Consider the following 26,294-nt stretch of genomic DNA (forward strand, 5'->3'; position numbering starts at 1 on the left):
GCAGCTATTATGTACTCTAACAACAATGACCAAATGGTATCTGTAAACAATACAGCTCGTAAAGCATTGGAATCTGTAGGTGTACAAATCGTTGATACTGAAACATTTGCAGATAAAGATACTGACTTCTCTGCACAATTGACTAAGATTCAACAAGCTAAACCAGATGTAATCATCGTTGCATCCCTTTACCAAGAAGGTGCCCTTATCATGAAAAAAATGCGTGAAATGGGTATGAATCAACCTGTAGTTGGCTCGAACGGCTTCAATAGTCCACAATTCATTAAAATTGCTGGCGATGCGGCTAATGGCGTTATCGTTGGTACACCTTGGTTCCCTAATAAAGAAGACCAAAAGGTTAAAGACTTCCGTAAAGCTTATGTAGCTAAATATGGTAAAGAACCTGACCAATTCGCAGCACAAGCATACGATGCAGTATATCTTTATGAAGCAGCTTTGAAAAAAGCAGGTTCTACAACTGATCGCGAAAAATTCCGGGAAGCATTGAAAAACATTGCTGACTTCGTTGGTGTAACTGGTCAATTCAAGTTCAACGAAAAACGCGATCCTTCCATGGAAGTTCAAGTATTACAAATTAAAAACGGTCAATTTGACGCATTAACAAAATAAGTTGAGGTAGTATAGTGTTTTTACAACAATTAGTTAACGGGTTAACCCTCGGTAGCTTATATGCTGTACTCGCTATTGGCTTAACACTTGTGTTCGGTGTTTTGAATATTATCAACATGGCTCACGGAGGCATCTTTATGATAGGTGCCTTCGTTGGTCTTTTTATGGTAACAATTTTTAACGTTAACATTTTTGTAGCCCTTATCGTAGCTATGGCTGTAGGTGCTATCCTCGGTTATCTTTTAGAATTTGTGGCGCTTCGTCCACTACGCAAGAAAAAGGTGTCTCACTTGGCACCACTTATCAGTACCATCGGTGTTTCCATCTTTATTGAAAGCTTGGCATTATTGCTTTGGGGCCCTCAAACTAGATCATTCCCACCAGACTATATTGGTGGCCTAATCGACTTTGGAGCTTTCAAAATTTCTATGGTACAAATTATTGGTTTAGGCGTTTCTGTTGTGCTAATGCTGATTTTAAATATAGTTATTAAGAAAACTAAGATTGGTAAGGCTATTCGCGCTGTATCCATGAGTACGGAAACAGCAGCTCTCTTGGGTATCAATCCAACAATGATTATATCTATTACTGTTATGATTGCATCTGCTTTAGGTGCAGCGGCAGGTGTATTGGTAGGGTTGTCCTTTAATGCTATTGAGCCTACTATGGGTGTTATTATAGGCTTTAAAGGTCTGGCAGTACTTATCTTAGGTGGTCTTGGTAATATTACAGGCGCCATGGTTGGCGGCTTTATTTTAGGTGTAGCAGAAATCTTTTCTGTTGCTTATGGTGCATCTACATTCCGTGATGCTGTGGCCTTTGGTCTCATAATCCTATTATTATTCTGGCGCCCACAAGGCTTGTTTGGATCTAAAGATAAAGGGGGTAGACCGTAATGGAATTATTAAACCCGTATTATCTACAGATCGTGATGTTTTTCATCATTAATGCCATCATGGGTATTTCAATTTATTTCACACTGGCAAGTGGACAGCTTTCTTTAGGGGCTGCTGGCTTTATGAGTGTTGGTGCATACGTAGGCGCTATTCTTTCTTTGAAAGCTGATTTGCCTATCGTTGTAGGCATTATTATTGGTGGCTTAGTTGCTAGTCTTGTGGCTGTTATTATCGGTTTGCCAACAACACGTCTTAAAGGTTTGTATCTTGCCATTGCTACACTTGGATTTGGCGAAGTTGTGCGTGTTATTTTCTTGAATTTGGATATTACAAATGGTGCATTAGGCCTTTCTGGTATTCCATCCATTCCTCAAGAATTGACAAATTATGCCTATGAATTTGATCTCGATGGTTTAATGGGCATTGATGCTGTTGCATGGGGCAATCTAATGGCTATCATTATTTTGTTAGCTATTTTAGTATTGATTATCGCCTTTTGTGTACGGATTAATAATAGCCGTGTGGGTCGTGCCTTTGCAGCGATTAAGGCTGATGATCATGCAGCAGAATTGATGGGTATTAACGTTGTATACTACAAGATGATGGCCTTTATCATTGGTGCTTTCATCGCTGGTATTGGCGGTGGTTTGTATGCGCATATTACAAACTTTATCAATCCTACAGATTTCAGCTACCATAAAGTCGTACAAATTTTGTTATTCCCTGTATTTGGTGGTTCCAATGTAGTATGGGGGTCCGTACTAGGTTCCTTTATTCTTACATTACTACCAGAGGTATTGCGTTTCTTATCCGACTATCGCGATATTATTTATGGTGCTTTGCTAGTAATCTTGATGGCTGTTCGTCCAGATGGTATTTTAACAGAATCCATGGTGGATAAAATTAGCCGTAAATTAGGCTTTAAGAAAGCTCCATATATTCCAGAATCACAAGTATTAACAGAACGCTTTGAAGCATATAAGCGTAAACAACAAGAAAAACAAGGATAGGAGGGAACTGAATGCTATTAGAATTAAATGAAGTAAGTAAAAGCTTTGGTGGCGTTGCAGCTCTCACAGGTGTATCCTTTGGTGTTAAACAAGGTGAGGTATTTGGTGTTATCGGTCCAAATGGTGCTGGTAAGACCACACTCTTCAACTTGATTACTGGTGTATTCCCTGCAAGTTCTGGTGAAATTGTATTTGATGGTATGTCTGTTGTAGGCATTAAACCTCATAGAACTGTTGAAATGGGGATTGCTCGTACCTTCCAAAATATTCGTCTCTTTGGCAATATGACCGCTCTTGAAACTGTATTAACCGGTATGCATTGTCGTACTGGATCTGGATTTTTATCTAGCTTTTTGAAAACAAAACGTCAACGCATCGAAGAAGAACGTTGTCGTGGCATTGCCTATGAGTTCTTAAAGCTTGTGGGGCTTGAAGAAGATGCGGAAGAGGTTGCAACATCATTACCGTATGGTAAACAACGTCGTCTTGAAATCGCTCGTGCCTTAGCGACACATCCTCAATTGATCTTGCTTGATGAACCTGCAGCAGGTATGAATGATAGTGAAACTGAAGTTCTGCGTCAATTGATTGGCAAGATTCGTGACCTAGGTATTACCGTTGTAGTTATCGAACATGCCATGGAATTGATGATGAATATATGTGATCGTTTGGTAGTACTTAACTTTGGCAAGAAAATTGCAGAAGGTACACCTCAAGAAATTCAAAATAATGAGGCTGTAATTGAAGCTTACTTAGGTAAAGAGGAGGTGTAATATGTTAAAGCTAGAAAATATTGTGGCTGGTTATGGACATATTACAGCCTTAAAAGATATAAGTCTAGAGGTTCCACAAGGTTCGATAGTATCTCTTATTGGCGCTAATGGCGCTGGTAAGACTACTACGATGAAGACCATTATGGGGCTTGTAAAACCCACATCTGGTCGAGTGATTTTTGAAGGCCAAGATATTACAGGTCGTCAAACTCACCAAGTTGTACAAAATGGTATCTCCTTAGTTCCTGAAGGGCGTCAAATTCTACAAGATATGAGTGTTTATGAGAACCTTGAAATGGGGGCTTATACACGTAAAGATAAAGAAATTGAAGCAGATATCAAAAAGGTATTTAAACGATTCCCTATTCTTGATGAACGAAGCTATCAATTAGGAGGTACTTTATCAGGTGGTCAACAGCAAATGCTCGCTATTGGTCGTGCACTTATGGCTCGTCCAAAGTTGTTATTACTAGACGAACCATCCATGGGTCTTGCACCTTTAGTAGTAAATGAGATCTTTGAAACCATTAAAGAAATTAGTGCCGATGGAACAACCGTTCTTTTAGTAGAACAAAATGTACGTCAAGCATTGAAGATTGCTGATTATGCGTATGTTTTGGAGACTGGTAAAATGGTATTGTCTGGCTCTGCTGATGAAGTACGCCATAATCCTCGTGTTATGGAAGCCTATTTAGGCGGTCGTGTTGAATAATCAAATGTACAGATAGGATATCATTGTCTAAAATTTTAAATAAGGTATATATACTAGGAACCAAGTATATATACCTTATTTTTTATTTTATCAATATTTTTGATAAATCTACCACTATTTTGTGAACTGCCGATGAAAAGAGTTTAAAAATAATTTAATATCTTATTGAGAATTAACATTAAAACTAGTGAACTGTGAATGAAAAAATAAAAAATACAATTCATGAACATATAATGCAAACAACGTATTTATAAGGATTTTTAATTGAAAGTTTAATGAAGTTCGTTTGGAACGTTCTAGGTTTGTAGAAGTATTTTTAAAAAAATGATAAAATAGCATGACTGATTTTAATTATAAAAAATCTCAATAATTAAATGACATATTGAAAACGTTAAATATAAAAAAGAGGTAAGTATGAAGAAGAAACAGTATATGATGATGGCTGCATTCTTATGTACTACAACAATGGCTATGGCTACACCAGTTAATATAAATACTAATCAGCCTCATAATGCTAAGAACGTACAAACGGAAAATCATGCACCATTAGAAACTAGTGCATCTGTAATTAGCTCTGATAAAGAGTATCGCCTACGCCAAGGAGATGAATTGAACATTCAAGTGGTTCAGCAAGCAGATCTGGGTACGCGCAATGGTAATGATATTATGTATACCGTTCGTCCAGATGGATATGTATCATTCCCTATGGTTGGTGCTGTAAAAGCAGATGGCTTAACTGTAGATGAATTTACAGCTGAGTTACAGCAAGGTTTGTCTCGTTATATCATTAATCCTGATATCACAGTAAATGTATCGAAATTGGGCGGCGTTCGCGTATATGTATTTGGTGAAATTAACAAGCCTGGCGCTTATACGTTGACTAAGTCTAGTACAGTTATCGATGCTATTGGTGCTGCTGGTAGCTTTAACTGGGATACAGCAAAGAAGAAAATTTACTTGATTCATCAAGATAATCCAGAAAAACCTATTTCTATCAATTTGAATCGCATTTTACAAACTGGGGATATGTCTGAAAACTACATTATGCGTGAAGGAGATATTTTGTACTTAACTAAAAACAGTCGTATTAACTTTGCTCGTGATATTGCTCCAATCTTAACAGGGGCTTACATGGTATCTCGAATAGGTAAGGATTAAAGATAGACGATATCTATTATATAAGGGGGCGTTTTTTTGCGTTCATATTTATTACCATCCATATTGTTTATTGCCGATATTGTGACGATTGTTATCGTTGCTTTTATCAGTCTCTTTATTCGATTTGATGGGTATATAGAACCTCAATATATTAATCAAATGGTAGATGCACTTCCATTATTGCTTACATCGTATATGTTGATGTTCTTGATAATGTATTTATATACCCGTATTTGGCGCTATGCAGGGATGCGAGAAGTATTAGCAATATTGGCAGCTACCACAATTGGTACGGCTTTATTTTATTCCTCTATGCTTGTATTTGGTAAATCATTACCATGTTCAATTTATTTTATTATATGGATCCTCATTACAGGGACTATTGGTATGGGGCGGATGTTGCTTCATTATGTGGCACTTCACTATAGCAGTGGAGACGATGATGAAAGTGGCCAAGTGAATACATTGATCATAGGTGCCGGTGATGCAGGTGCGACTATAGCTCGTGAAATTGAACGATATCATAAGCGTTCTCGTCGAGTGATTGGTTTTGTTGATGATGATATGTTTAAACATAATCGTCTTATGAATGGTTTTAGAATTCTAGGGAACCGGGAAGATATTCCTGCATTAGTTGCTAAGTATAAGGTAGAAGAAATCATTATTGCCATGCCTTCCGTGAAGCGAGATATTATTCAGGAAATCATGGAAATTTGTTCTCCTTTAAAGTGTAAAATCAATATTTTACCGGGGATGTACCAATTACTTGATGATGAAGTTCTTGTATCTCATTTACATCCTGTTTCAATCGAGGACTTATTGGAGCGTGATGAGATTCAGCTCGATACGTCCAAAGTTGAAACATATCTTAAGGATAAAGTGGTTTTAGTTACTGGTGCGGGCGGATCTATTGGTTCTGAAATTTGTCGACAAGTTTTACGTGTAAAACCTAAAAAGCTATTGCTCCTTGGTCATGGTGAAAATAGTATTTATCTTATTCATCAAGAATTACGTAGTATTGCGCCTGAAGGTACCTTGGTTCCAATCATTGCAGATATTCGTGATAAGAATCAACTAGAGCAAATTTTTAAAAACTATAATCCTGATGTAGTATTTCATGCTGCAGCTCATAAACATGTGCCGCTTATGGAAATACAGCCAATTGCTGCGGTATTAAATAATATTTATGGTACTCGTAATGTTGCGGATGTAGCTGGAGCTCATGGAGTAGATCGATTTGTTATGATTTCCACGGATAAAGCGGTGAATCCAACCAGCGTTATGGGCGCTACAAAACGGGTTGCTGAAAAAGTTGTGTTTGGTATGAATCACACATATGATACTAAGTTTATAACAGTTCGTTTTGGTAATGTACTTGGTAGCCGTGGTTCGGTTATTCCTTTATTCCGTAAACAAATTGAAACAGGTGGCCCTGTAACCGTTACAGATCCGGAAATGACGCGTTATTTTATGACTATTCCTGAAGCTAGTCAATTAGTACTTCAAGCTGGTGCCATGGGGAATGGGGGCGAAGTGTTCCTTTTAGACATGGGCGAACCGGTTAAAATTGTCGATTTGGCTAAAAATATGATTCGCCTTTCTGGCTTTGAGCCTAATAAGGATATTCGTATTGAATTTACAGGCTTGCGTCCAGGTGAAAAGTTATACGAAGAATTGTTGACTGCTGAAGAGGGTACGAACACTACAACACATAAGAAAATTTTTGAAGCAGCTTTAGAAGATGTTGATCAAGAATGGCTAAGTCGTGAAATAGAGCGCTTTGATACATGTAAAACTGATATAGATGTAATTAATGTGTTGCAGGATATCATTTCTACATATGATCCAAATCATAATGTATAGATTTTGGCTGATACATTTATTACCAGCTATATGTACAGATTTATCTTAATTTTTATCGATATTGTATTTTTCTTGAGAGGGTTAGGTACAGTTAATATTCTAAGCGGGAGAGACCCTGTTGTTTGTATACTTTTACAGAAAGGGGTATATGGGTGGAACAAATTATTGATTTAAAAGAGGTCGGTAGAATCCTCGTTAAAAAGCGTCGTAAAATTATTAATTTTACGGTAGCATGTATGGTTTTAGGTGGTGCGTATGCCTTTCTAGCACCATCTACATATCAATCTACATCTATGTTGCGCATTAAACAGGCACAAGGTTTGAGCAATTCTGTATTATCTAGTGCTAATGGCTATTCTGATTCTATGTCTCGTCAATTGATGAACACAGATGCAGAAATTTTAAAAAGCCGTAATGTAGTAGAGCCAGTGATTGCTGCAATAGAAGATCCTGAAGGTACTGGTAATGCACCGACGTACGAAGATTTTGTTAAAACTCGCATTGAAACTAAACCGTATAAAGAAACCGAGTTATTGCAAGTAAGTGTAACAGGTAAGAGTCCTGAGCAAGCACAAGAAGCTAATAAATTACTTATTGATACTTTTTTGAAACGCCTTGCTGAAATTTCTCATGTTGAACAACGAACTACTCGTGAATTCTTACAGAAACGCGTTGTTACTGCAAAAACTGAATTAGAGCAGGCAGAAAAGAGATTACAACAATTTCAAATAGATAATAAGGTGTACTCTACAGCAGATCAAATGAAAGGCTTAACCGATAAGATTACTCTTATCGATCGTGAGAAAGCTCAAAATCAACTTGATTTAGAAACAGCACAAGCTGCACTTGGTAGTATCAATGAGCAATTAGGTTCTGCTGGTAAAAGTATTGCCGATAGTGCTACGGTTCAAGCTTATAAAGGGCAGTTAGCAGATCTAGAATCTCGTAAAGCTTCTTACGTTGGTAAATATACTGATGAACATCCAGCAATGAAAGAGATTAATCAACAAATTGAAGAGGCTAAGAGCGGTTTAAATGCTGAAATTAATGCCATTGCATCTCAACAAGCACCATCTAGTAATTCTGCACAACAAGGCTTGTTAGCGGATAAATTTAAAAATGAAGCTGCTTTAGCAGTAGCACAAGGTAAACAATCTACATTAGCTGAGCTAGATAAAGTAAACGAAGAAGCTATGAAGGGCTTACCTGAAAAAGAACGCGGTTATATCCAAGCAAAACGTGATGTAGATGTGGCACAAGATATTTATCAAATGTTATCTACTCGCTTAGAAGAAGCGAAGGTAGCAGAGGTTATGGTACCGAATGAAGTTCAAATCGTTGATCCTCCTACATTGCCAGAAAAGGCGATTTCTCCGCGTAAGGTTCTAATTCTATTAGGCTCTGCCATTTTAGGCCTCATCTTTGGTTGCCTCTATACATTGGGCCAATTCCTCGGTAATCGCAAAGTTCAATCTGTACAAGAGATTAATGATATTCTTGGTATTCAAAACCTGGGTGTAATTCCAAATCATAAAGAAAAAGAATACGAAGAGCCTAGTAATCGTATCGTAGCATTGTTGCGCAAAGTGAGAGGTTAATATGATTAGACTAATTTCTAATGAACGTGGTGATACACCACTTGTGGAAGCATACCGTACATTGCGTAGCAATCTTCAATATGTATGTAACCAACATAAATGTAAACTTATTTGTATTACTGTGGCTACTAGTGGTGAAGGAACTTCTGAAGTGGCAGCTAATACAGCATTAGCTTTATCTAAAAATAATAATAAAGTTCTTCTGGTAGATGGCAATCTACGCAATCCAGCACAACATATAGCCTTTGATGTACAAAATAAAGGTCTTACAAATGCGGTAATGATGGATGAAGATTTGACGATTCATCGTAATGTAGTGCCTCATTTGGATGTGCTTACGGCTGGTGAAGTTGTTGAATATCCATCTGATATTGTAGACTCCAGCAAATTACCTACGATTCTTGAGTATGTACGTGATGAATATGATGTGGTTATCATCGATACACCACCAGTATTATCTGTTACAGATGCCGTTGTATTGGCTGAAAAATCAGATGGTGTAATACTAGTTGTTAAAAATGAAGTAGCTAGTCCAAAAGATTTGATTGAAGCTAAGAAACGCCTTTCACAAGTGGGCATTCCTCTTTTAGGATCTATCGTGATTGACGCGTAATATAACTGTTTTAATCAACATTCTATGTGATAAATCAAGTGTATCAATATGGTACAGAAAGTATTGAGGTGATGTATATGAGAATTAATTTTTCTCCTCCAGATATTACAGAGTTAGAAATCAATGAAGTCGTTGAAGCCTTAAAAAGTGGGTGGATTACGACAGGTCCTCGTACTAAAGAATTAGAAAAAAAGATAGCTCACCAATTAGGTACACCTAAATCCGTTTGTTTAAACTCTGCTACTGCAGCGCTTGAAATGTCCCTTCGTGTATTGGGAATTGGACCTGGAGACGAAGTCATAACTAGTGCTTACTCATATACAGCTAGTGCGAGTCCTGTAGTTCATGTAGGCGCTACATTAGTACTTGTTGATACACAAAAAGATTCCTATGAAATGGATTACGATGCAGTCGCTCGCGCTATCACACCAAAAACAAAGGCTATCATCCCTGTGGATATTGCGGGTGTGCCTTGTGATTATGAACGTTTGCGATCCATTGTAGAGGAAAAGAAAGCTCTCTTTACACCATCTAATGATATTCAATCAGCATTAGGTCATATTCCTATCGTAGCGGACTGTGCGCATTCTTTTGGTGCTTCTTATAAAGGGGTACCAACAGGTAATGTAGGCGATTTTAGCAGCTTTTCCTTTCATGCAGTAAAAAACTTTACTACTGCTGAAGGTGGCTGTGCTACATGGCGCCATATAGATGGTATTGATGATGAAACTATTTACAAGCAATTCCAATTGCTATCTTTGCATGGTCAAGATAAGGATGCTCTTGCAAAAACAAAAGCAGGTGCTTGGGAATATGATATTAAAGGTACCTATTATAAATGTAATATGACGGATATCATGGCGGCTATTGGGCTAGCTCAATTTGAAAGATACCCAAAACTTTTGGCACGTCGTAAAGAAATTATCGAAGCTTATGATACAGCTTTTAAGGATTTACCTGTTACATTGTTGAACCATTATACAGATGAGCATGAGAGTAGTGGTCACTTGTATTTAGTCCGTTTAGATGGCCGTGATGCGGAATATCGCAATAAGGTTATAGAAGCTATGGCTGAGGCTGGCATTGCAACGAATGTTCACTATAAGCCAATTCCAATGCATACGGCTTACAAAAACTTAGGCTTTACAATCGATGAGTATCCAAATGCTTATGACCAATTTAAGAATGAAATTACATTGCCACTTCATACGCTCCTTACAGATGATGAGGTGCAATATATCATTGAGCAGTTTAAAAGGATTATTACCGAATGCTAGTAAAGAACTTTCATGATCTACCACAAGAGCTACAGTGTGAAGCGGTTCGTCCCTATTTTGAAATATTAAATCAAAGACGTACAAGCCTTCTTTGTAAAAGCATTTTTGACCGCGTAATGGCAGCGGGACTGCTTATTACATTAAGTCCTGTATTTTTGGTATTAGCCATCATGATTAAACGAGATAGTGAGGGAGAGTTTTTTTTTCGTCAAACTCGAGTGACACAGTACGGTCGTACCTTTGGCATCTATAAGTTCCGTACTATGGTAAAGAATGCGGAATCTTTAGGTGCACAAGTGACATCACAAAATGATATGCGCGTTACGAAGGTAGGCATTATGCTTCGCAACTGTCGTCTCGATGAATTGCCTCAGCTTATTAATATCCTTTTAGGAGATATGAGCTTTGTCGGTACAAGACCTGAGGTTCCACGTTATGTGGCTGCTTATACAGATGAAATGAAAGCTACCTTATTATTACCTGCTGGTATTACCAGTGTTGCCAGTATTACTTATAAAGATGAAGATCAACTTTTACAAAATACTCAGAATGTTGATGAAGTCTATATAAATGAGGTTTTACCGGGTAAGATGGCTTGGAATTTAAGGAGTATTAAGGAGTTTTCTTTTTTACAAGATATAAAAACGATGATTGATACAGTATTAGCTGTATTACGTTGAAAGAGGTCCCTATGAGTACATCTATGACAAAGGAAATACAAGAAAAAGAGCTGAATATGTTGCTGTACTTTAAAGAGTTCTGTGATAAACATAATTTGCGCTTTTATCTTTGCGGCGGTGGTCTCATTGGGGCTATACGTCATAACGGCTTTATCCCTTGGGATGATGATTTAGATCTTTTCATGCCTCGTCCAGATTATGAAAAGTTAGCTGAATTATGGCCAAAATATGCTGATACTGAACGATTTACGTATTGTCGTACTGATCGCAATCATATCTATCATGATGCAGGAGCTTCTATTAGAGACAATAATACGACTTTTATCAATCGTCATAGTATGCATGAAGATGTTTGTCATGGTTTGGCACTTGAAATTATGCCTATCGATGGCTGTGCACCCGGCAAAATTAGTCGTGCATTGCAGTTGATGTGGGCCATGACTTTTGCACTCTTTAATGCACAGCGTTTGCCTGATAATAAGGGACCAACATATCGCGCTTTAGCGGGTTATATTTATAAAATCTTTTCAAGTCAATCTATACGCTATCATATTTGGCGATTTGCAGAAAAGAGAATGACTCAATACGACTTTGATACGAGTGATGAGTGTACGGAGTTAATCGGTAGCTTAAAAGGTATGAAGCTACGTCATCCTAGAGAGGACTTTGCTTCTGTTGTATATAAAGACTTTGAAGGTCATCAAATACCTGTTATGAAAGGGTATGAGAGATATTTGCGCCTTATTTGGGGCGACTATATGCAATTACCACCTGTAGAGCAACGTGTAGCAAAACATGATGCAGTATTTGCTGATTTACATACACCTTACAAGGAGTATAAAGGCATACATTATGCCAAAAAAGAAGCTCAACCATAAGGAGGGCCTATGAAACGAATAGCAGTAATCTTTGCGGGTGGCGTAGGTGCTCGTATGAAAAATAGCAAGACGCCAAAACAATTTTTAGAATGGAACGGTAGACCGATTTTGATTCAAACCTTAGATGTATTTGAACAAACGGAGACTATTGATGGGATTGTTCTTGCCTGTAAAGCAGAATGGATTGATCATACTAAACAACTCATAGAAAAGGCGGGGTTACAAAAGGTATTATCCATTGTGCCTGGTGGTGAAAGTGCTTTGGAATCCCAATATAATGGGCTAGTAGAGGCTAAGCACTTATTTCCTGATGATGCGGTGACTGTATTGATTCATGATGGGGTTCGTCCACTTGTAGATAATTCTACTATAGAGAGAAATATTGAATCTGTAGAATTAAAGGGTTCTGCCATTACTGTTACTCCAGCTATCGAAACGGTTATGGTTACCCAAAATGGTTCTATTAAGCACATTTTAAATCGCAATGAATGTCTTATGGCTAAAGCTCCACAGAGCTTTAGATTAGATGATATTATATCAGTTCATAATCGTGCAAAAGATGAGGGTATTCATGACTTTATTGATTCCGCATCGATGATGATGCACTATGGTTATACTTTATACCCTGTGTTAGGGGAAACTGAAAATATAAAGATTACAACTCCATCTGATTATTATATGTTCACAGGGATTATTAAAAATCGTGAGCTAGGAGGATTAAAAGATGAGTAATTCCGTTATTCAACGTGAGTTAACGGCTTTAGTACATGAAAAAAAATACTTTCATTTCCTCCGTCATCAACGCATTCTTATAACAGGTGCAACGGGGCTTATTGGATCGATGTTTATAAAATTACTTATACTTGCCAATGAGATTCATGACCTGGATTTAAGAGTGATTGGTCATGTGCGAAGCCATGAAAAGGCAAAAACTATTCTTGGTGAGTATTTAGATAATAAGTCGTTAGCTCTAGTGGATGGTTCATTAGAAGCTATTGATGTGCCATGTGATTATATTTTGCATGGAGCAGCACCAACACAGTCTAAGTTTTTTGTAGAACATCCTGTAGAAACTATCCGTACCTCTATTTATGGTACGGAGGCCATGCTTGAGTTAGGTCGCCGTCAAAAGGTAAAGAAACTAGTTTATTTATCCAGTATGGAGCAATATGGGGTACCTTATGAATCTGGCCAAGTTATGACAGAGGAAAGAATAGGATATTTGGATCACCTAAATGTTCGTAGCTCCTACTCCGAAAGCAAGAGACTTTGTGAATGTTATTGCAAGTCCTATGCTGTGGAGTATGGCGTTCCTGCTGTAATAGCCAGATTAGCTCAAACCTTTGGACCAGGTGTTCCAGTAGCTGATAATCGCGTTTTTATGCAGTTCACTAAGAGTGCTATTAAAAAAGAAGCTATTATACTTCATACAAAGGGCGATTCTATATCGAATTATTGTTATATTACTGATGCCTTAACTGGGCTTTTAACTCTTTTAAAAGCAGGGGTACCTGGTGAAGCATATAATGTTTGTCATGATGAGGAGACGCGTTCTATTGCAAGCATTGCTCATTTAGTGGCAACTCATGTTAGCAATGATAAGAGTGAAGTCATCTTTGATATTCCAAACGATGTGCAAGGGCTTGGCTATGCGCCGACAGTGTATATGTTTTTAAGTTCTAAGAAGTTAAAATCCCTCGGTTGGCAACCTAAGGTATCAATGGCACAAGCTTATATAAGACTAGCTGAATATATCCGAGAGGAAGGCTTATGAAAAAGGAAATAATAATTGTCACCATCTCCCTTGGTAATGATGGGGCTGAACGAATATTAACAGAGTTGGCTCGTCAGTGGGTACATGATGGTCATCATATTACGGTTATCCAAACAAGCCCTAATCGATATGGTAATGAATATGCGTTAGAGGAAAGTATTGAACAAATTGAAATCCATACTACAAGCTCTAATAAAGTCATTCGCTTTATGCAAGAAATAAAAGAACTAATCAAAATCTTAAAGACTAGACCAAATGCGACATGCTTATCTTTTTTGTCTGCATCTAGTTTTATCTTAGCGATTAGCTCTTGGTTTATAAAAAATCGCATTGTGTTTTCTGAGCGCAATAATCCACGTAAAGTTCCCATTGGTTGGCATCAACAAGCATTGCGCAACTTTGCCTTTAGATTTGCAGATGCACTAGTATTTCAGACGGAAGATGCTCGTTCTTATTTTCCAAAATCTGTGCAAAATCGTGGTGTTATCATACCAAATCCTATTAATGGTAAATTGCCACCACCCATAGAAGGGGAACGAGAAAAGACAATCGTTACAGCTTGTCGTTTGCATCCACAAAAGAATTTGCCTATGATGATCAATGCCTTTAGTATGTTGGCAGATGAGTTTCCAGAATATAAACTCGTTATTTATGGTCAAGGTGTATTAGAGGATGAACTACGAGCTCAAATTAAATCTCTTAATTTAGAAGATCGCGTTTTATTGCCTGGCTTTGCTAGCAATATTTTAGAAAAGGTAGCTCCTTGTTCCATGTTTGTATCATCTTCTGATTTTGAAGGCATTTCAAATTCTATGTTAGAAGCATTGGGCATGGGGCTGCCGGCAGTAGTTACAGACTGTCCTGTAGGCGGTGCTCGCATGGTAATTAAAAGTGGAGAGAATGGTATCCTAGTGCCTGTAGGTGATACGCAGGCTATGTATGAAGCTATGCGCAGTATATTAAAAGATCCTGTACTAGCAGATAAGCTCTCACAGGAAGCCATCAAAGTACGCGATGAATTTCCACTATGGAAAATCGCTAAACGTTGGTTAGAAGTTTTATGAGTTGTAAGGAGGGGAACCATTGAAGTTAAATATTACGGCTCTTGCTGACCGCATGATATGGTTCATAACTCTAATCTTTTTAGTGTTGTCGTTGACCATTTCCTTTGCCCTTGGCGATGCGAACTATGGTGCGTATGTATTATTTGTATGTTTATTTGGGCTCATCATTTTTTATATCATAAGAGAACAAGGCGTTATTAAGCTACGGTTTAATTGGATGCATGGTTACATGCTGCTCTTTATTGGAGTCTGTTATTTGAGCGCAATTAATGCTACAGATACATCTGTAGCTATGAGTCGAAGTTTTGATATCGTCAAGATATTCTTTATGCTCATCATTTTATACATGTGCTATCAAGATAAAAAATCGGTAGATACATTACTGAAGCTTGGCATGTGGACAGGCTATATAGTTTGTTTTTATACCGTTTTTTTCTACGGTTTAGATTATTTTATTACTGTTTTGTCATCTTCAGCGCGTATTGCCAATGATGCATTAAATGCGAATACAGTAGGTATTTTAGGGGCCAACGCTATCGTTATGACCTTGTATTATATGCTGTACGATCGACCTCGCTGGTGGCATGTCATTGCATTACCAACACTTGGTATTTTGGCAGCTACAGGTAGTCGTAAGGCCTTAGTTTTTGTCGGGGTTGGGACAATATTACTCTTTGTTTTTAAAAGTTTTCGTAGTGCTAATGTGGTCAATTCAGTTGTAAAAATCATTGGTTCCTTGCTAGGTCTTACCATTGTAGGTATTGTGGTTTTGCAATTGCCGATGTTCTCTGAAGTATTAGACCGAATGTCTAACATGATGGAAGCCTTTACAGGTACGGGTGGTGACTCATCTACTATTATTCGTTTAGCTTTAGTAGATATTGGATGGGACTTATTTTATCAATCTCCCATAACTGGTGTAGGTATCAATAATCCATCTGTATATACTTTTTTCGTGTATGGTAAAGATAATTACTACTTGCATAACAATTATATTGAGTTATTAGCTGGCACGGGTATTATTGGTTTAATAGCATATTATTCAATGTATCTTCATGTAGCTTATAACTTAATTCGCTATCGCGATTTCCATAGTAATGAATATATAATAGTGCTCATTCTATTCCTTTCACAAATCGTAATGGATATGGGCTTGGTATCTTATGAAAGTAAGATTACTTATTTTTATATGATGTTGTTTTATTTAGAGGTGCAACTGCTTCGGAAAGGACGTAAAAATGAAGCTCAGCAAATTGTGTAAAGTTGGCATGTCCTTTTTAACAAAACCCTACTATCGTACAAGAGTGTTAATTAAATTAGGTTATTATGACTCTTTGTCTGATGAAGACTTTTTAAAGAAAGTTTTTCCTAAATATATGGGATATCCTTTAAATTTGGAGAATCCAAAGACTTTTAGTGAAAAATTACAATGGCTTAAACTCAATTATAGAAATCCAATACAAATCATTATGGTTGATAAGTATGAGGCGAAACACTTTATTGCTAAACACGTAGGTGAACAATACGTTATTCCAACCTTAGCTGTATGGGATTCTGTGGAAGATATCGATATAGATGCATTGCCAAATCAATTTGTGTTGAAAATAACCCATGATAGTGGTGGCATCGTTATTTGTAAAGATAAATCAACCTTCGACTTTGAAGCAGCTAAAGCTAAATTAAGGGCCTCATTAAGGCAGGATTACTCAAGAATAGCGCGGGAGTGGGTTTATCAAAACGTTCCTCGTCGAATCATTGCAGAAGAGTATATTTCTGAATTGGGGAATGATGATTTATTAGATTATAAAATGTATTCCTTTCATGGGGAGCCAAAGTTAACAGTAGTTTGTTCTAATCGTTTTTCTAAAACAGGAACTCGGATGAACTTCTATGATATGGATTGGAATTCTATGGGAATTCATTTTGGACATTATCCACCATTACCAACAGAGTTTCCAAAGCCAGATACATATGGTGAAATGCTACAGGTTGCGGCGGAGCTTAGCAAAGCATGTCCATTTTTACGTGTAGATTTTTATGAAATTAAAGGGCGCCTATATATTGGAGAACTAACATTATTTCCTGGTGCTGGATTTGAAAGATTTCGTCCTATATCAAGAGATTATGAGTTAGGAGAGTGGTTACATCTTGAAATTGTACATCGGAGCTGATTTTGTCCCTACGGATATTAATATAAATTTATTTGAAACAGGTAATGGTGAAGCATTAGTAGGAAAAGAGCTTTATGAAATTTTGAAGCAATCGGATCTAAATGTTTTCAATCTAGAGGTTCCTCTTACTGATGCAAAAACACCAATTGTAAAATTTGGTAATAATTTAATTGCCTCTACAAAAGCGGTTTACGGCGATAGGTCTTTAGAACCACTATTCTTAACATTGGCTAATAATCATTCATTAGATCAAGGTGTGGAGGGGTTAACAACGACCATAGATTTGTTGAAACAACATGATATTGCTTATGGTGGTGTGGGTTCGAATTTGAAAGAGGCTAAGAAGCCATTTATTTTTGAAAAGGATGGTGTACGCATAGGCTTCTATATGTGCACTGAGAATGAGTTTACCATAGCTACTTGTCATACAATGGGGGCCAATCCCTTTGATGTGTTAGAAAGCTTTGACGAAGTGGAAGCTTTATAGGCCCAATGCGACTACGTCATCGTTTTATATCACGGCGGCAAGGAATTCTATCGTTATCCATCCCCAATGTTACAACGTTATTGTCGTAAGTTTGTCGATAAAGGTGCAAATCTTGTTGTTTGTCAACATAGTCACTGTATTGGTTCTCGAGAAAACTATAATGGTAGCACTATTATCTATGGTCAAGGTAACTTTATCTTCAATTCCGATTTCTTTGTAAATCATCAAGAATTTGTAAAAGATGCGATGTTAGTTACGGTAGAGGTTACTAAGGATGATTTTGTGGTGTCTGAATTGCCTATTCGTAGAACCGATAATGGTACACGACTAGCCACAGAAGTTGAAGCTGCAGAAACATTAAAGGCTTATAGAAAACGTAGTGAAGAAATTAAAGATTCTCACTTTGTGATTCAAGCTTATAAGAATTTTGCTGATACTCATGTAAAACGTTATTTGCGTGAATTTTTAGGTAGATCATTTATTGTACGCGCTATTAATGCTTTAGTTGGACGAAAACTAGTAGAACTTATTTTGGGCAATACAAGTTATCTAGCAATACAAAACTATTTGGAATGTGAAGCTCATCACGAGCTCATCACGAACTATTCTTGAGAGGCGTTAAGAATATCAATAAGAAATAATGGATACTAAAATCGTAGCTGCTGCTAAATGGTCTGTTATTACAGAGGTTTTGGCAAAGCTTATTACACCACTGACAAATATAATATTGGCCCATATGTTAGCACCGACCGCATTCGGCATATTAGCGACGATTATGATGGTTATATCTTTTGCAGAAATGCTTGCTGATGCAGGTTTTCAAAAATTTCTCGTTCAGCATGAGTTTGAAAGTGCCCAAGAGAAGCAAGAGGCCACAGATGTGGCCTTTATTGCCAACCTAGTATTTTCTTTACTTTTATGGGGCGCTATCATAATAGGTCGTGATGAATTGGCCATCTTAGTAGGTAATGATGGTTTAGGTATACCTTTAGCTGTGATGGGGGCTATGATTCCTTTATCTGCCTTTAGTAGTGTTCAAATGGCATTGTATCGAAGAGACTTTAATTTTAAGTTTCTTCTAAATATTAGGCTCATAACAATTCTTACACCTATATTGATATCTATACCAATGGCGCTTATGGGCTACGATTACTGGTCTTTAATTGCTGGTATATTAGGAGCCCAGTTATTTACGGCGTTGGCCTTATTAAAGAGTCGAAAAAATCAAATTAATTTATTCTTTAGCGGTTGCGTCTTTATGAAAATGTTTAGTTATAGTGCATGGTCTTTAGCAGAAGCATTTTCTATATGGCTTACAGCCTGGGTAGATACATTTATCATTAGCCGATGTCTTGATGCTTATTATTTGGGTATATATAAGATGTCAATGGCTATTGTTACTACCGTCATGGCTATGGCAACAGCATCATTGGCACCAGTATTATTCGCGGCCTTAAGCCGAGTACAGCATGATCAACAGGCCTTTTCGAATACATTCTTTACATTCCAACGCTATATGGCTTTATTCTTAGTGCCTATAGGGGTAGGATTATTTGTATTTCAAGATTTTGTAGTTCATCTATTATTAGGTCCTCAATGGAAGTTAGCGGGTATTGTATTAGGTTCTTGGGCATTGAGCTCAGCTATTATGACTATTACAGCGAATCTAATTTCTGAAATATTCCGTGCTAAAGGCTTGCCAAACCTATCGTTCTGGACTCAAGTTTTACATTTAGTTGTTTTAATACCAGTTATTTATATTTGTATTCAATATGATTTCACTACCTTTGTGTATGCTCGCTCCATAGTGCGAATGGAAATGCTCGCTGTAGCTATGTTGTTCTTGGCACTGTTCGTCAATATGAGTGTGCTCCGTATATTATCTAATATTAGTGTATATCTCATTACCGCATCGATAGTTGGGGGGATAGCATATAGTGTTTTACATCTATATGATACGGTGTGGTGGACGATAGCTTGTATGCTGTTATGCGTTTTATTGTATGTGGCTATTTTATGTATCATTCCATCTGAGCGTACTATTATTGTTTCTGGTGTTAATAAAGTTTTAGGTAAAGTAAGACGCTCATAATTAACAGAACTATGAAAGGAGTACATATGCTTTCAAAAAATGTAGATTTAAACAACACGGTAATCCTCGTAACGGGAGCCGCTGGATTTGTAGGGGCTAACTTAGTTATGGCTCTCTTATCTGAAGCAGAAGGAACTCAAATAATCGGCATAGATTGTGTTAATGATTACTACGATGTAGCATTGAAAGAGTATCGTTTGCAACAAATTGACGAGATTAGCAAAGACAATAAAAATACATGGATTTTTAAAAGAGGAAATATTGCAGATAAGGCTTTTATTGATGAAATTTTTGATGTATACAAACCACGAGTTGTAGTCAATCTAGCAGCTCAAGCAGGGGTTCGTTATTCCATTACTAACCCTGATGCTTATATAGAGGCTAATATTATTGGATTCTTTAATATTTTAGAGGCTTGTCGTCACTCTTATGACGATGGTGAAAGTGGTGTGGAGCATTTAGTATATGCTTCATCTTCCTCTGTATATGGTGTGAATAAACAAATCCCATACTCTACAGATGATAAGGTAGATAATCCTGTATCTCTTTATGCAGCTACAAAAAAATCAAATGAGTTATTAGCATATTCCTATGCAAAGCTTTATAACATTCCAAGTACAGGACTTAGATTCTTTACGGCTTATGGTCCTGCAGGTCGCCCAGATATGGCGTACTTTGGTTTTACAAATACATTGCGCAGTGGAGGGACAATTAAAATCTTCAACTATGGCAATTGTAAGCGTGATTTCACATATATTGATGATATCGTAAAAGGTGTAACTAAGGTTATGTCTACTGCGCCAGAGCGTCGTAATGGTGCGGATGGCTTACCAGTGCCGCCGTACGCTATTTATAACATCGGCAATAGCAACCCAGAAAATCTGCTTGATTTTGTGCGCATTCTTTCAGAGGAATTAGTATCTGCCGGGGTATTACCAGAGGATTATAATTTTGAAGAACATAAAGAGTTAGTGGCTATGCAACTAGGTGATGTGCCTGTTACATATGCTGATACGAGTGCATTAGAAGCTGACTTTGGTTTTAAACCTAATACAACTTTACGTGAAGGTTTAAGACGTTTTGCCATATGGTATAAAGATTTCTATATGACGGAGGGCAAATAAATGAAGATTGCAATTGCTGGTACAGGCTACGTAGGCCTTTCCAATGGCGTGTTGTTAGCTCAACACAATGAAGTGGTGGCCCTCGATATCATCCCAGAAAAAGTGGATATGTTAAATCGCAAAGAGGCGCCTATTGTAGATGCTGAATTGCAAGAATATTTAGCAACTAAGAATTTAAACTTTAAAGCTACGCTAGATTCAGTAGAAGCTTTTAAAGGTGCAGATTATGTTATCATTTCTACGCCTACAAATTATGACCCACAAAAAAACTTCTTTGACACATCTTCTGTTGAACAGGTTATTAAAACAGTGCTAGATATTAATCCTGATGCGGTAATGATTATAAAATCAACAGTACCAGTAGGTTATACTGTACAAATGCGTGAAGAATTTAACACAGAAAACCTAATTTTTTCGCCAGAATTTTTACGTGAAGGTAAAGCTTTATATGACAATTTATATCCATCTCGTATCGTTGTAGGTGAGGACTCTGACCGAGCACGTCGCTTTGGTCAATTATTAGCAGACGGTGCTATTAAAGAAAATGTACCGCAGTTATATACTGACTCTACGGAAGCGGAAGCGATTAAATTATTTGCTAACACGTATCTAGCGTTGCGTGTAGCGTACTTTAATGAGCTTGACTCTTATGCGGAGGTACGTGGTCTTAGCACTAGTCAAATTATTAATGGTGTATGTTTAGATCCTCGTATTGGAGACTTTTATAATAACCCGTCCTTTGGCTATGGTGGGTATTGCTTGCCAAAAGACACAAAGCAATTATTAGCAAACTATAATGATGTACCACAAAACTTGATTTCTGCCATTGTTGATGCGAATAGAACTCGTAAAGATCATGTGGCAGATGCTATTATTGCAAAAAATCCAAAAATCGTTGGTATTTATCGCTTGACCATGAAAATGAATTCCGATAACTTTAGAGCGTCAGCGATTCAAGGTGTTATGAAACGTATTAAGGCGAAGGGCATTGCTGTAGTAGTATATGAACCTACATTAGATGCAGAAGATTTCTTCAACTCGCCAGTTATTCGTAACTTTGAAGACTTTAAGCGTGTCAGTGATGTTATTGTAGCTAATCGCTGGGATAATAGCTTAGAAAGTGTAAAAGATAAAGTTTATACGAGAGATATTTTTGATAGAGATTGATGCAGCTATATGTATTGTGGCGTTTAGGAGAGTAGTATGAAACGTTGGATCCTATATATTGTGTTAGGTCTAATTGTGTTTTTTATATGGGATAATTCCCTGCAAAATGGAGGATCCTCTGATGGATTTAGTCTTATGTTTGCGGAGTGGTTTGCCCCTGTAGCTTATAAATTAGGCTTTCATGGAAATATATGGGCCTTAAATAGGATTGTTAGAAAGCTAGCCCATCTTACAGAATTTACAATTCTTGGCGGTGTTTTATATGCAATTCTACGTCGCTATATTGAATATGGTACAGTAGCAAAAACTATAGGAGTAGGCGTAGCAATAGCTAGTTTTGATGAATTTATACAATTATTTTCACTAGGTCGTAGCTCTCAATTTTCTGATGTATTGATCGATACAATTGGTGTAATCATTGGTATATCGATAGTAAAACTAGCTTATTATATTAGTCATGATAAAAGTACATTTAAAAATTAAATAATTATTAATATCGTGATGCGTAAAAAACGACTCATAATCATAGATGTTATGAGTCGTTTTTGATGAAAGATAAATGAATATATAAAAATTGTATTAAATGAACATATTATAATTTATCTATTTTTATAGAAAAACCACTATACAAGCGACCGGTCCCTTGATATAATCGTGAATGTAAAATGAATTTCAGAATTAAATGAGAATAACATGAACTTTATGAAAGAGGACGATTTCTGTAAAAGAAATTGAAAGTAGAAGGGAAAGATTATGAGTCGCGTGGTAGATTTACATGGTTGCATTTTGCCGGCTGTGTTAGGTCCACAAGGGCCTCAAACAATGGCAGAATCAGTAAAAATGATTAAGTCCTTGTCTGAACAAGGCATTACAGATATTTTTAGTACGCCTGATGTAACAGTATCCATGGAGCTAAATACATGGAATGCTATGAAATCATTAGTTAATGAAGTCAAAGTTGCGGTTTCGGAACAGCAAGTAGATGTAACTATTCACAGTGGAGCTCGAGTGATGCTTTGTGATGAAATGGTTGAATATATAGCTTTTCATCGCAATCAATATACATTGGGAAATAGCCATTTTATATTAGTTGCTCTTTCACAAAATAGCAAAGTACATCATATTAATGCGTGGTTGTTAAGTTTACTAGATATGGGTCTTGTACCTATTATTAGTGAAGTAGAAACTCATAGACAATTATTTACTAAACCTGAACAATTATTAGAATGGGTTGATAAAGGTATTTTGATTCAATGCAATATGGCATCTTTCAATTATGACAATACTAACTATGATAGGGCTATTGAATTATATCGCAATGGTTTAATTCATTTCTTTGGCACTGGTTATAGCAATGGTTGTGATGTTGAGGCGTACCAAGGTTATTTGGAAGCTATTTCTAAATTAGATAGTACGTATAAAAAAGATTTATTGCTAAATATTCATCTTAACGAACGTGATCTTTTGGCTAATCGTACATTTTATCCCTCTGTCCCATCTAGTTGGGTGGGGAAAAAGGGTAATTTTTTGACTCGCTTATTTGGCTTTACATTATAATTTATATAGGTTCTTTTATCCATGTCATATTGGCATAGGTAAAGGAACCTATTTTTACTTTATATGGTATTTGGGGTTGAAAACGACCACCATATATAGTATACTGAGAGGGCAGTAAAAATAGAGGGTTTTTCTAATAATTCTTCACATTTTTACATATAAATTTATAAAAAGTGTGATTTGCCATACTTTTTATACTTCTTAACATATATTTTGGCAGTAACAAGATGGGGAGGTTGCCAATATGTTGCAGGTCATTAAGCGAGATGGTACAAAGGTACCATTCGACAAAAACAAGATTGCTTTGGCCATTGAAAAGGCTGAACATAGTAGTACAGGGTTGTACGAAGAGGGCTTGGCACAGCGTATTGCAAATGAAATTGAAGAATATGCTACTAAGCTTCAAAAAGACATGACAATTTATGCTATAGAAGATCAAGTGTATTATAAGTTGATTGAGTATCATAATCCTGCAACGGCACGTGCCTATGAAGGTTACAAAGCTGTTCAAGCTTTCAAACGTCGTCAAAATACAACTGATGATGATGTAATCGGTCTATTGGATCGTAGCAATGTAAGTGTTCTTGATGAAAACTCTAATAAGGATGCTGCTATTGTATCTACCCAACGGGATTTAATTGCTGGTGAGGTATCTAAGGATATTGCTCGTCGTAAATTGATTCCTACCGATATTTTAGAAGCTCATGATAGTGGAGCCATCCACTTCCACGATATGGATTATATTATCCAACCTATGTTTAACTGTTGCTTGATTAATTTGGAAGACATGCTTACAAATGGGACAGTAATCAATGGTAAAAAAATTGATACGCCTAAGTCTTTCCAAGTTGCTTGTACTGTAACAACGCAAATTATTGCGCAAGTAGCATCTGGCCAATATGGTGGTCAAAGTATTAATGGTATTGACCGAATTTTGGGGCCATTTGTACGTAAATCGTATGAAAAAATCCTCGATAATGTTATTGAAGAGCAAGTTGAGATTTACGGCATGGAGCCTAATATGGAAAAGGCTCGTGAAATTGCTTGGAAACGTACGCGCAAAGAAGTTAAAGATGGTATTCAAACAATCCAATACCAAATCAACACATTGATGACTACAAATGGTCAATCTCCATTTGTTACATTATTTATGTATTTCCAACCTGATTATGAATACGCTAAGGAAGCGGCTCTAATTACAGAAGAAATTTTGCGCCAACGTATTAAAGGTGTAAAAAATGAAGCCGATGTATATATTACACCAGCTTTTCCTAAGTTGATTTATGTTCTTGATGAGCATAATGTAACACCAGATAGTCCATACTATTATTTAACTGAATTGGCAGCACAATGTACGGCTAAGCGCATGTATCCTGACTATATTTCTGCAAAAAAGATGAAGGAAAACTACTCAGGTAATGTTTTTAGTCCTATGGGCTGTCGATCCTTCTTATCTCCTTGGAAGGATGAAAATGGTAAATACAAGTTTGATGGACGTTTTAACATTGGTGTAGTAAGCTTGAACTTACCTCAGATCGGCATTCTAGCCCGCGGTAGTGAAGAACGATATTTTGAAATTTTAGATAAACGACTCGAGTTGGCAGAAAAAGCACTAATGCTTCGTTATGAATTACTTAAGGATGTAGTGAGCGATGTGTCACCAATCCATTGGCAACACGGTGCTATTGCAAGACTTAAAAAAGGCGAGAAAATTGCTAAATTTTTGACTGGCGGTTATGCGACTATTTCCTTGGGATATATTGGTATTTATGAAGCAACTCGCTTAATTACCGGTGAATCGAATACAGGCGAGAAAGGTCGCGTTTTTGCGATGAAGATTATGGATCGCTTAAATGCCGTTGTTGATGAATGGCGAGTTAAACATAACATAGGCTTCGCATTATATGGTACACCTGCTGAAAGTTTAACCCATCGATTCTCTTCTTTGGATCGCGCTCGTTTTGGTATTATTGAGGACATTACGGATAAAGGTTATTATACTAATAGCTATCACGTAAATGTACGTGAAGAGATTAATGTATTTGATAAGTTTAATTTTGAATCTGAGTTCCAAAAGAAATCTACAGGTGGCTGTATTTCCTATGCAGAAATTCCGAATATGACTAATAATATTCCTGCTATTTTGACTATGATTCAATACATTTATGATCATATTTCTTATGCTGAATTCAATACCAAGTCTGACTACTGTCACGAATGTGGTTTTGATGGCGAAATCAAGGTAAACGAACATAACGAGTGGGAGTGCCCTCGTTGCCACAATACAAACCGCGATAAGTTAACTGTTATCCGTCGTACTTGTGGATACCTTGGCGAAAACTTCTGGAATGAAGGGCGCACAAAGGAAATTAAAGATCGTGTAATGCACATTTAAGATTATTAGAGGTATGGTTTTAATAATTGTTCTATATATTAAGGTAGACTTTATATAGGTTATTAATTGTTATATACACATCTAATGATGTGAGTATTTTAATAGATACGATTTTAATTCTAAATACGATAATTTTGTAAATGGTAAAAGCTGTGCCTAAGGCACAGCTTTTACTGTATATATAAAAAATTGAAATATATCTATATAGTGTTAGTCAAAGTTGATAGGCACTGATATGGAGGTTATGATGAGATATGGGCAAATAAGACAATATGATATTGCCAATGGGGAAGGGATTCGTACATCTATATTTGTAACAGGGTGTACACATTGTTGTTATAATTGTTTTAACGAAGAATACCAAGATTTTAATGC

The 26,294-nt window shown here is 36.8% G+C and carries 24 protein-coding genes and 1 pseudogene; all 25 read left to right on the forward strand.

From position 1 onward, the window contains the following. Positions 1-630, forward strand: a 630-nt coding sequence (locus Q0507_RS04520; RefSeq protein WP_298713040.1) for an ABC transporter substrate-binding protein, incomplete at its 5' end; no start/stop codon positions are given. Positions 631-644: 14 nt separating this feature from the next. After that, on the forward strand, positions 645-1,526 hold the full coding sequence (locus Q0507_RS04525) for a branched-chain amino acid ABC transporter permease (protein WP_298713042.1): 882 nt from the start codon (positions 645-647) through the stop codon (positions 1,524-1,526). Further along, positions 1,526-2,536 (forward strand): branched-chain amino acid ABC transporter permease, encoded by a 1,011-nt coding sequence (locus tag Q0507_RS04530; RefSeq protein ID WP_008713655.1) that lies wholly within the window; start codon positions 1,526-1,528, stop codon positions 2,534-2,536. Before Q0507_RS04525 ends, Q0507_RS04530 begins: the two co-directional genes overlap by 1 nt. A gap of 11 nt (positions 2,537-2,547) precedes the next feature. Then, positions 2,548-3,309, forward strand: coding sequence for an ABC transporter ATP-binding protein (locus Q0507_RS04535; protein WP_298713045.1), 762 nt, complete (start codon positions 2,548-2,550; stop codon positions 3,307-3,309). Position 3,310: 1 nt separating this feature from the next. Next, on the forward strand, positions 3,311-4,021 hold the full coding sequence (locus Q0507_RS04540) for an ABC transporter ATP-binding protein (protein WP_004693374.1): 711 nt from the start codon (positions 3,311-3,313) through the stop codon (positions 4,019-4,021). Positions 4,022-4,435: 414 nt separating this feature from the next. Further along, entirely contained in the window at positions 4,436-5,179 is a 744-nt protein-coding gene (locus Q0507_RS04545) for a polysaccharide biosynthesis/export family protein (protein WP_298713047.1), read from the forward strand. Between the two features lie 36 nt (positions 5,180-5,215). Beyond that, positions 5,216-7,042: a nucleoside-diphosphate sugar epimerase/dehydratase gene (locus Q0507_RS04550; protein WP_298713048.1), complete on the forward strand. Its 1,827-nt coding sequence runs from the start codon at positions 5,216-5,218 to the stop codon at positions 7,040-7,042. A gap of 152 nt (positions 7,043-7,194) precedes the next feature. After that, a complete protein-coding gene (locus Q0507_RS04555; RefSeq protein ID WP_298713051.1) occupies positions 7,195-8,640 on the forward strand; it encodes a GumC family protein in 1,446 nt (481 codons plus the stop codon). Between the two features lies 1 nt (position 8,641). Then, positions 8,642-9,253 (forward strand): CpsD/CapB family tyrosine-protein kinase, encoded by a 612-nt coding sequence (locus Q0507_RS04560; protein ID WP_298713052.1) that lies wholly within the window; start codon positions 8,642-8,644, stop codon positions 9,251-9,253. 77 nt (positions 9,254-9,330) lie between these two features. Then, the gene (locus tag Q0507_RS04565; protein ID WP_298713054.1) at positions 9,331-10,530 is read left to right on the forward strand and encodes a DegT/DnrJ/EryC1/StrS aminotransferase family protein; all 1,200 of its coding nucleotides are present in this window, start codon (positions 9,331-9,333) and stop codon (positions 10,528-10,530) included. After that, positions 10,524-11,210 (forward strand): sugar transferase, encoded by a 687-nt coding sequence (locus Q0507_RS04570; protein ID WP_298713055.1) that lies wholly within the window; start codon positions 10,524-10,526, stop codon positions 11,208-11,210. Before Q0507_RS04565 ends, Q0507_RS04570 begins: the two co-directional genes overlap by 7 nt. Positions 11,211-11,221: 11 nt before the next feature. Then, a complete protein-coding gene (locus Q0507_RS04575; protein WP_004697209.1) occupies positions 11,222-12,088 on the forward strand; it encodes a phosphorylcholine transferase LicD in 867 nt (288 codons plus the stop codon). Between the two features lie 9 nt (positions 12,089-12,097). Beyond that, positions 12,098-12,820, forward strand: coding sequence for a 2-C-methyl-D-erythritol 4-phosphate cytidylyltransferase (locus tag Q0507_RS04580; protein ID WP_298713058.1), 723 nt, complete (start codon positions 12,098-12,100; stop codon positions 12,818-12,820). After that, the gene (locus Q0507_RS04585) at positions 12,813-13,862 is read left to right on the forward strand and encodes an NAD(P)-dependent oxidoreductase (protein ID WP_298713060.1); all 1,050 of its coding nucleotides are present in this window, start codon (positions 12,813-12,815) and stop codon (positions 13,860-13,862) included. Before Q0507_RS04580 ends, Q0507_RS04585 begins: the two co-directional genes overlap by 8 nt. Next, positions 13,859-14,926: a glycosyltransferase gene (locus tag Q0507_RS04590; RefSeq protein WP_298713062.1), complete on the forward strand. Its 1,068-nt coding sequence runs from the start codon at positions 13,859-13,861 to the stop codon at positions 14,924-14,926. The genes Q0507_RS04585 and Q0507_RS04590 overlap by 4 nt, the downstream gene beginning before the upstream one ends. Positions 14,927-14,945: 19 nt before the next feature. After that, positions 14,946-16,187: an O-antigen ligase gene (locus Q0507_RS04595; protein ID WP_298713064.1), complete on the forward strand. Its 1,242-nt coding sequence runs from the start codon at positions 14,946-14,948 to the stop codon at positions 16,185-16,187. Further along, a complete protein-coding gene (locus tag Q0507_RS04600) occupies positions 16,165-17,097 on the forward strand; it encodes an ATP-grasp fold amidoligase family protein (protein ID WP_367268450.1) in 933 nt (310 codons plus the stop codon). Before Q0507_RS04595 ends, Q0507_RS04600 begins: the two co-directional genes overlap by 23 nt. 82 nt (positions 17,098-17,179) lie before the next feature. Beyond that, positions 17,180-18,196: pseudogene (locus Q0507_RS04605) on the forward strand (CapA family protein). 28 nt (positions 18,197-18,224) lie between these two features. Next, complete coding sequence (locus tag Q0507_RS04610; RefSeq protein WP_298713068.1) at positions 18,225-19,676, forward strand: lipopolysaccharide biosynthesis protein; 1,452 nt, start codon at positions 18,225-18,227, stop codon at positions 19,674-19,676. Between the two features lie 26 nt (positions 19,677-19,702). Next, positions 19,703-20,800 (forward strand): NAD-dependent epimerase/dehydratase family protein, encoded by a 1,098-nt coding sequence (locus Q0507_RS04615; protein ID WP_298713071.1) that lies wholly within the window; start codon positions 19,703-19,705, stop codon positions 20,798-20,800. Further along, entirely contained in the window at positions 20,801-21,967 is a 1,167-nt protein-coding gene (locus tag Q0507_RS04620; RefSeq protein ID WP_298713074.1) for a nucleotide sugar dehydrogenase, read from the forward strand. It abuts the gene before it with no gap. A gap of 36 nt (positions 21,968-22,003) precedes the next feature. Then, positions 22,004-22,450 (forward strand): VanZ family protein, encoded by a 447-nt coding sequence (locus Q0507_RS04625; RefSeq protein ID WP_298713077.1) that lies wholly within the window; start codon positions 22,004-22,006, stop codon positions 22,448-22,450. A gap of 270 nt (positions 22,451-22,720) precedes the next feature. Next, complete coding sequence (locus Q0507_RS04630) at positions 22,721-23,524, forward strand: tyrosine-protein phosphatase (protein WP_298713080.1); 804 nt, start codon at positions 22,721-22,723, stop codon at positions 23,522-23,524. Between the two features lie 244 nt (positions 23,525-23,768). Continuing rightward, positions 23,769-25,919 (forward strand): anaerobic ribonucleoside-triphosphate reductase, encoded by a 2,151-nt coding sequence (nrdD, locus tag Q0507_RS04635; protein WP_298713083.1) that lies wholly within the window; start codon positions 23,769-23,771, stop codon positions 25,917-25,919. Positions 25,920-26,166: 247 nt separating this feature from the next. Further along, on the forward strand, positions 26,167-26,294 hold a 128-nt coding region (locus tag Q0507_RS04640; RefSeq protein ID WP_298713086.1), incomplete at its 3' end, for a 4Fe-4S cluster-binding domain-containing protein.

It is taken from the genome of uncultured Veillonella sp. (genome assembly GCF_938010505.1).
GTDB lineage: Bacteria > Bacillota > Negativicutes > Veillonellales > Veillonellaceae > Veillonella.